Origin of the sequence: Calidithermus terrae, from assembly GCF_003574345.1 — a bacterium.
GTDB classification, from domain to species: domain Bacteria; phylum Deinococcota; class Deinococci; order Deinococcales; family Thermaceae; genus Calidithermus; species Calidithermus chliarophilus.
In genome coordinates this window covers 35,786-42,713 of the sequence record NZ_QXDL01000008.1, presented here as the reverse complement: position 1 = coordinate 42,713, position 6,928 = coordinate 35,786, and the positions used below count along the sequence as shown (strand labels likewise).

The following is a 6,928-nucleotide window of genomic DNA, read 5'->3' as shown; positions in this document are numbered from 1 at the left end:
GGCGGGGGTCGCCCGGCTGGCAGTCGGCGGGCGGGGGCGCGTAGCCCAGGGAGACGAGCCCGCCCTGCCCCTGGAGCGCGACGGGGCTCTCCAGCGCCCGCACGTTGGCCTCGGCCGCCAGCACGCCGTAGTAGGCCTGGCGCAGGCTGGGGTGCTGCTCGAGCGGCGCGAAGAAGCCCTGCGCCCCCGCCAGCCCGCCCAGCAGCACGATCCACCCCAGGTGCCGCCTCACGGGGCCTCCTCCAGCCCGCCCAGCATCTTCTGGTACACCGCGATCAGCGTCTCGATCTCCCCCTCGCTGAGCTGCCGGTAGCGCGGCAGCGTGACCTCGCGCCAGCGCCGGTTGAGCTCGCCGAGCTGCTCCTCCCCCTGCGCCGTGAGGGTCAGCCGGATCCGCCGGCGGTCACTGGCCTCGATCTCGCGCCGGATCAGGCCCCGGTCCTCGAGGCTGTTGAGAAGCTGCGACACGCCGGGCGGGGAGGCCTCGAGCACCTCCGCCAGCGCCCCAGGCTGCTCGACCCCCGAACGGATAAGGTTGAGCGCCAAGCACTGCATCGGCGAAAAACCCAGCGGCTCATAGGCCCGCTGTGCGTCCTGGCGCATCCGCCACAACACCTGCAGTGCGAGGGCCTCGAGCTCGTCGAGCCGGGGAGCGGAATGATTCATACGTATGAAAAGTTAGCCCTTCTTATGGGTCGGGTGTGTAGGGCATGGCACAGATTGGGAAATTGGTAACGAGGGGGTTGGGGGGATGTCGAGGGTCGATGGCTGATAGCCGAACGCGGGTCGTACGTCTTACGTCGTACGCAAGACGCAAAACGCAAGACGCCAAACGCCAAACGCCAAACGCCAAACGCAAAACGCCGGTTGTACGTCTTACGTCTTACGCCCTGGCCCTCGACCCTCGACAAACCACGAGCTGACGGCGGACCGCTGATAGCAGACGGCTGACAGCGAACCAAAAACACGGCCCCTAAGGGCCGTGCCTGTAAGCCTCGAGCTAATCCGCTGCCGACTCCTGGAGGGATTCCTCGAGATCGAAGCCGAGATCCCTGGGGCGCAGGGCGTAGTAGCCGGGGGAGACGCGCTCGAAGGGGGAGTAGGCCCAGCGGACGCTGGCGGTGAGTTTTTGGAGGACGTTGTCAGGCAGGCTCTCGGTTTCTTTCCAGAGCCCCTTTTCCACGATGCGCCGGGTGATTTCCCGGTGGTAAAGCGGTCCCTCCGCTTCCCGTAGCACGATCTCGATGGCCTGAACGAGAGTCATAACCCGAGATTGAGGGTAGCAAGCCGCGGAGCAAATCCCTGCGGCAAATAACCCGCGTTCAGACGAGCGAGTGCAAATTGTGTGTTTACCTGCTCAGCTCACCCACTCGCCGGCGCGCATCAGCGGCTCGGCGGTCCCGTCCTGGGCGATGCCGTCTACGTCAACCTCGCCCGAGCCGATCATCCAGTCGATGTGGATGAGGCTCGAGTTGGCCCCGCGCGCCGCCAGTTCCTCCTCGCTGAGCTTGTCGCCGTCGATCATGCACTCGGTGTAGGCCTGCCCCAGCGCGATGTGGCTGGCCGCGTTCTCGTCGAAGAGGGTGTTGTAGAAGAGGATGCCGCTCTGGGAGATGGGGGAGGAGTGGGGCACGAGCGCGACCTCGCCCAGGCTGCTGGCGCCGGGGTCGGTCTGCAGCACCTGCCGCAGGATCTCCTCGCCCTGCTCGGCGGTGGCCTCCACGATCTTGCCCCCCTCGAAGCGCACCCGGATGCCGTCGAGCAGGCTGCCCTGGTAGGAGAGGGGCTTGCTCGAGCTCACGTACCCCTCGATGCGGTCCTTGTGCGGCGTGGTGAAGACCTCCTCGGTGGGGATGTTGGGGTTGCAGACCACGCCGTTCTTGGCGCGGCCGCTGCCCCCGGACCACAGGTGCCCGTCGGCCAGGCCCACCCGCAGGTCGGTGCCGGGGCCGCGGAAGTGCAGCGCGGCGTAGCGGCGCTCGTTGAGGAAGTCCACGCGCTCCTTGAGCCGCCGGTTGTGGGCCTCCCAGGCGGCCACGGGGTCGTCCTGGTCCACCCTCGAGGCCTGGAAGATGGCCTCCCACAGCTTGGCGACAGCTACCTCCTCGGGGTCGCCGGGGAAGACCATCTGAGCCCAGGAGGGGGTGGCGTAGGAGACGATGGTCCAGTTGATGTGGAAGCTGGTGATGAGCTCGAGCGCGGGCCGCATCGCCAACGACTGGGCCTTGCTCGAGCGCGCCACGTGGTCGGGGTTTTGCCCCTTGAGCAGCCCCGGGTTTTGCCCGCTGATCGCCAGCCGGGCCGCGCCGCTGCGGTAGGCCTCGGCCATGGCGTCGTAGAACCACACCGGGGCCTTGTCGAAGCTCTCGGGCCGGGCGTGCTGGAAGCGGGCGAGCGTGGCGGCGTCGTCGGAGAAGAGGGTCGTTACCAGCGAGGCCCCCGCCTTGTAGGCGTGCTCGGTGATCTTGCGGGTGAGCTCGAGCGCCTCGACGGGGGCGGTCATGACGAGCTCCTGCCCGGGCTGCAGGTTGAGGCCGATCTTTACCGCCACCTGCGCCAAGCGGTCGAGCTTGTTGGCGAAATCGTTGTTGCTCATGCCCCAACACTCTACCCGAAGCTTGACGGCCCCCTGTAAGGGCCGCTACCCTGGGGGCAGCATGAAGGGCCCCCGCCCCCGCACCCCCCGCAGCTTCAAGTGGCACCACCAGAAGTGGAGGCTCTGCCCCCACGCCCAACGCTGAACGCCGGGCGCGGGTCGTACTCCTGGGTCGTACGTCTTACGCCGTACGCAAGACGCCAGACGCGAAACGTAAAGCACCCAAAGCAATAACCCCGAACCGATGGCGTCTGGTCGTCGGCGTTGGGCTTTTGGCCATCGGCTATCAGCTATCAGCTATCAGCTATCGACCTTTAACGAGGTGCCCATGCAGCTACCCAGCTACCCCCTGCCCGACCCTCGAGGCCGCTACGGCGACTTCGGCGGGCGCTACGTCCCCGAGACCCTGATCCCCGCGCTCGAGGAGCTCACCGCCGCCTACGAGCACTTCAAGCACGACCCCGACTACCTGGGGGAGTACGAGTGCTACCTGCGCGAGTACGTGGGCCGCCCCTCGCCGCTGTACTTCGCCGAGAACCTCACCCGCCACCTCGGCGGGGCGAAGATCTACCTCAAGCGCGAGGACCTCAACCACACCGGGGCCCACAAGATCAACAACACCCTGGGCCAGGCGCTGCTTTGCAAGCGCATGGGCAAGAAGCGGGTCATCGCCGAGACCGGCGCGGGCCAGCACGGGGTCTCGGTGGCGACGGTCGCGGCGCTGATGGGCCTGGAGTGCGTGGTCTACCAGGGCGCCGAGGACGTGCGCCGCCAGGCGCTCAACGTGTTTCGCATGCAGCTTTTGGGGGCCGAGGTGCGGGCGGTGGAGAGCGGCACCCGCACCCTCAAGGACGCCACCAACGAGGCCATCCGCGACTGGGTGACCAACGTGCGCGACTCCTTCTACATCATCGGCTCGGTGGTGGGGCCGCACCCCTACCCGGCCATGGCCCGCGACTTCCAGAGCGTCGTGGGCGAGGAGGTCAAGCAGCAGTTGCTCGTCAAGGAGGGCCGTCCGAACCCCGACGCGGTGATCGCCTGCGTGGGCGGCGGCTCCAACGCCATCGGGGTGTTCGCGCCCTTCGCCTACCAGCAGCCGCGCCCCCGCCTGATCGGGGTCGAGGCCGCGGGGCACGGCCAGGCCTCGGGCCTGCACTCCCTCTCCATCGGCGCGGGCCGCAAGGGCGTGCTGCACGGCTCGATGATGTACCTGCTCTACGACGACGACGGCCAGATCCAGCCGGCCCACTCGGTCTCGGCGGGCCTGGACTACCCCGGCGTGGGGCCGGAGCACTCCTACTACGCCGAGCAGGGCCTCGCCGAGTACGTGGGCATCACCGACGACGAGGCCCTCGAGGGCTTCAAGCTGCTCTCGCGCCTGGAGGGCATCCTGCCCGCGCTCGAGAGCGCCCACGCCATCGCCTACGCCGCCAAGCTGGCCCCCGAGATGGACCCCGAGCAGGTCATCGTCATCAACCTCTCGGGCCGGGGCGACAAGGACGTGGTGGAGGTGATGCGGGTGCTGGAGGAGCGTCGAGGGTCGAGGGCCGAGGGCCGAGGGCCACAGGAGGTGGCCCGATGACCACCCGCGAAGCCTTCGAACGCGCTGCTTACGAGGGCCGCGCCGCGCTGATCCCCTACGTGATGGCCGGCTACCCCGACGCGCAGGGGGCGCTCGAGACCGTGCGCCGCGTGCTGCCCTACGCCGACCTGCTCGAACTCGGCCTGCCCTACTCCGACCCCCTGGGCGACGGCCCGGTGATCCAGCGGGCCTCCGAACGGGCCCTGCGCCAGGGCACCCGCCTGAAGGACGTGCTCGAGTTCGTGCGCCAGGTGCGCTCCCTCACCGACAAGCCGCTGTTCATCATGACCTACATCAACCCGGTGATCGCCACCGGCCCCCGCCGCTTCTTCGAGGCCTTCAAGGCCGCCGGGGCCACCGGCCTCATCCTCCCCGACCTCCCCCCGGACGAAGACCCCGCGCTGGTGGCGCTCGCCCACGGGGTGGGCCTCGAGACCACCTTCCTGCTGGCCCCCACCTCCACCGACGCCCGCATCGCCACCGTCGCGCCCCACTGCACGGGTTTCGTGTACACGGTCTCGGTGGCCGGCGTGACGGGCGCACGCGACAAGCTGCCCGATGGCTTACCCGAACTCGTCCAGCGCATCAAACAGCACACCGCCGCGCCCGTAGCCATCGGCTTCGGCATCTCCAACCAGACCACCGCCCGCCAAGCCGCCCAGGCCGCCGACGGCGCGGTGATCGCCAGCGCCCTCATCCGCGCCCACGAGGAAGGGCGGCCGCTCGAGCCCGTCCTGGAAGAGGTGCGGCAGGGGCTTTTCAGGCAGGTGAGCGTCTGAAGCGGAGGTAGGAGGAAGGGTTTAGCTGTAGCTCGCGGTAGACGGCGGTAAGCTTACCGCCGTCAGCGCTCAGCCATCAGCTTGTGGTTTGTCGAGGGGCGAGGGCCAGGGCGTAAGACGTAAGACGTAAGACGTAAGACGTAAGACGTAAGACGTACAACCGGCGTTTTGCGTAGGACGTACGACGCAGGACGCACGACCCGCGCCCGGCATTGGGCGTTCGGCTATCAGCTATCGACCCTCGACGCCTTCCAACCCCCACCCGGTACAATCCAAACCATGAAGCGCATCGTCCGGGCGGAGTGCCTGAGCTACATCCAGACCCTCCCGGACGGCTCTTTCCCCCTCATCTACCTCGACCCGCCCTTCAACACCGGCAAGGTGCAAAAGCGCAACCGCATGCGGGTGGTGCAGGACGAGGGCGGCTCGCGCCTCGGCTTCGGCGGCAGGAAGTACCGCGCCGAGCCGCTCGAGTCCCCCGCCTACCTCGACGCCTTCGACGACTTCTTGGCCTTCCTCGAGCCCCGCCTGCGCCAGGCCCACCGCCTGCTGACCCCGACCGGCTCGCTCTTCGTCCACCTCGACTACCGCGAGGTGCACTACGTCAAGGTGCTGCTCGACGGCATCTTTGGCCGCCGGAGCTTCATCAACGAGATCGTCTGGGCCTACGACTACGGGGGCCGCCCGCGCCGGCGCTGGCCCGCCAAGCACGACACCCTGCTGTGGTACGCCCGCGACCCGGGGGCCTACACCTTCAACTACGAGGCCATCGACCGCATCCCCTACATGACGCCCCGCATGGTCGGCCCCGAGAAGGCCGCCCGCGGCAAGACCCCCACCGACGTGTGGTGGCAGACCATCGTGCCCACGACCAGCCGCGAGAAGACCGGCTACCCCACGCAAAAACCCCTGAAGCTGCTCGAGCGCGTCGTCAAGGTGCACTCCAACCCCGGCGACGTCGTGCTCGACTTCTTCGCCGGCTCGGGCACCACCGGCGAGGCGGCCGCGCGGCACGGGCGGGGCTTCGTGCTGGTGGACCAGAACCCGGCGGCCCTCGAGGTCATGCGCCGTAGACTCGCCCCTTACGAGCCTGAGATAATCGAGCTCGATGCGACCCCCGCTCCGCCTGAAGCTCGGCGCGCTTGAGCTGTTCGTGCTCAACGACGGCGACATCTGGCTCGACGGCGGCTCGACCTTCGGGGTGGTGCCCCGGGTGGTCTGGACCCGCCTCACCGAGCCCGACGAGCAAAACCGCATCCGCCTGAGCATGAACCCCTTGCTGGCGCGGGTCGCCGGTCAGTGGGTGCTGGTCGAGACCGGCATCGACCGCAAGCCCGGCCCCAAGCACCGCGAGCTCTACAAGCTCGGCGACGAAAACCCGCTGCTCGCGCAGCTCGCCGCTCTCGGCGTGGCCCCCGAGGACATCTCGTGGGTTATCAACACCCACCTGCACTTCGACCACGCTGGGCTCAACACCCGCTGGCAGGGCGGCCGCCTGCTCCCCACCTTCCCCAACGCCCGCTACGTCGTGCAGCGGCAGGAGCTCGAGGAAGCCACCCACCCCCACGAGCGCAGCCGCGCCAGCTACCTCCCCGAGAACATCGGGCCCGTGCTCGAGGCCGGCCTCTTCGAGGCCGTCGAAGGCGAGACCGAGCTGTTGAGGGGCCTGCGCTTAGTCCCGGTGCCGGGCCACACCCTGGGCATGCAGGCGGTGGAGCTGGAGTCCGAGGGGCAGCGCCTGGCCTTCACCGCCGACCTGATTCCCACCCTCATGCAGACCCCGCTGCCCTACATCATGGCCTTCGACCTCTACCCCATGACCACGCTCGAGACCCGCAAGCGCACGTACGCGCGCTGGCTCGAGGGCGATTACCTGCTGGTCTTCACCCACGAGCCGGGGCACCCGCTGGGGAAGCTGGTCGTGGGGGATAAAGGCTACCGGGCCGAGCCCGCCAACCCCTAGCCCCGGCT

Annotated in this window: 7 protein-coding genes and 1 pseudogene; 4 read left to right on the top strand and 4 right to left on the bottom strand. The window is 68.5% G+C overall.

Annotated elements, in window-relative coordinates; translation table 11 throughout:
* The 4 genes and pseudogenes from Mterra_RS02075 to Mterra_RS02055 all read right to left on the bottom strand — a co-directional run.
* Nucleotides 1-232: pseudogene (locus Mterra_RS02075) on the bottom strand (TolC family protein); the annotation flags it as partial.
* Nucleotides 229-666 (bottom strand): MarR family winged helix-turn-helix transcriptional regulator, encoded by a 438-nt coding sequence (locus tag Mterra_RS02070; protein WP_036218560.1) that lies wholly within the window; start codon nucleotides 664-666, stop codon nucleotides 229-231. The pseudogene Mterra_RS02075 and the gene Mterra_RS02070, both read right to left, overlap by 4 nt.
* A 334-nt stretch (nucleotides 667-1,000) precedes the next feature.
* Nucleotides 1,001-1,264, bottom strand: a complete 264-nt coding sequence (locus Mterra_RS02060) for a winged helix-turn-helix domain-containing protein (RefSeq protein WP_027893069.1) — start codon at nucleotides 1,262-1,264, stop codon at nucleotides 1,001-1,003.
* Nucleotides 1,265-1,357: 93 nt separating this feature from the next.
* Entirely contained in the window at nucleotides 1,358-2,596 is a 1,239-nt protein-coding gene (locus tag Mterra_RS02055) for an aminopeptidase (protein WP_027893070.1), read from the bottom strand.
* A gap of 328 nt (nucleotides 2,597-2,924) precedes the next feature.
* On the opposite strand from Mterra_RS02055, the gene trpB reads away from it, so the two are divergent.
* The 4 genes from trpB (at nucleotide 2,925) to Mterra_RS02035 (ending at nucleotide 6,920) form a co-directional block, all read left to right on the top strand.
* Complete coding sequence (gene trpB, locus Mterra_RS02050; RefSeq protein WP_119313651.1) at nucleotides 2,925-4,178, top strand: tryptophan synthase subunit beta; 1,254 nt, start codon at nucleotides 2,925-2,927, stop codon at nucleotides 4,176-4,178.
* The gene (gene trpA, locus Mterra_RS02045; RefSeq protein ID WP_119313650.1) at nucleotides 4,175-4,957 is read left to right on the top strand and encodes a tryptophan synthase subunit alpha; all 783 of its coding nucleotides are present in this window, start codon (nucleotides 4,175-4,177) and stop codon (nucleotides 4,955-4,957) included. Before trpB ends, trpA begins: the two co-directional genes overlap by 4 nt.
* A gap of 279 nt (nucleotides 4,958-5,236) precedes the next feature.
* Nucleotides 5,237-6,103 carry a DNA-methyltransferase gene (locus tag Mterra_RS02040; RefSeq protein WP_119313649.1) on the top strand — a complete coding sequence of 289 codons (867 nt, stop codon included), beginning with the start codon at nucleotides 5,237-5,239 and terminating at the stop codon, nucleotides 6,101-6,103.
* On the top strand, nucleotides 6,066-6,920 hold the full coding sequence (locus Mterra_RS02035; protein WP_119313648.1) for an MBL fold metallo-hydrolase: 855 nt from the start codon (nucleotides 6,066-6,068) through the stop codon (nucleotides 6,918-6,920). Before Mterra_RS02040 ends, Mterra_RS02035 begins: the two co-directional genes overlap by 38 nt.
* The last annotated feature ends 8 nt before the right edge of the window (nucleotides 6,921-6,928 follow it).

Excerpts from the sequence above, each read along its gene's own strand:
- Mterra_RS02070 (WP_036218560.1), bottom strand. The coding sequence starts at position 666 with ATGAATCATTCCGCTCCCCGGCTCGACGAGCTCGAGGCCCTCGCACTG.
- Mterra_RS02060 (WP_027893069.1), bottom strand. The coding sequence starts at position 1,264 with ATGACTCTCGTTCAGGCCATCGAGATCGTGCTACGGGAAGCGGAGGGA.
- Mterra_RS02055 (WP_027893070.1), bottom strand. The coding sequence starts at position 2,596 with ATGAGCAACAACGATTTCGCCAACAAGCTCGACCGCTTGGCGCAGGTG.
- trpB (WP_119313651.1), top strand. The coding sequence starts at position 2,925 with ATGCAGCTACCCAGCTACCCCCTGCCCGACCCTCGAGGCCGCTACGGC.
- trpA (WP_119313650.1), top strand. The coding sequence starts at position 4,175 with ATGACCACCCGCGAAGCCTTCGAACGCGCTGCTTACGAGGGCCGCGCC.
- Mterra_RS02040 (WP_119313649.1), top strand. The coding sequence starts at position 5,237 with ATGAAGCGCATCGTCCGGGCGGAGTGCCTGAGCTACATCCAGACCCTC.
- Mterra_RS02035 (WP_119313648.1), top strand. The coding sequence starts at position 6,066 with ATGCGACCCCCGCTCCGCCTGAAGCTCGGCGCGCTTGAGCTGTTCGTG.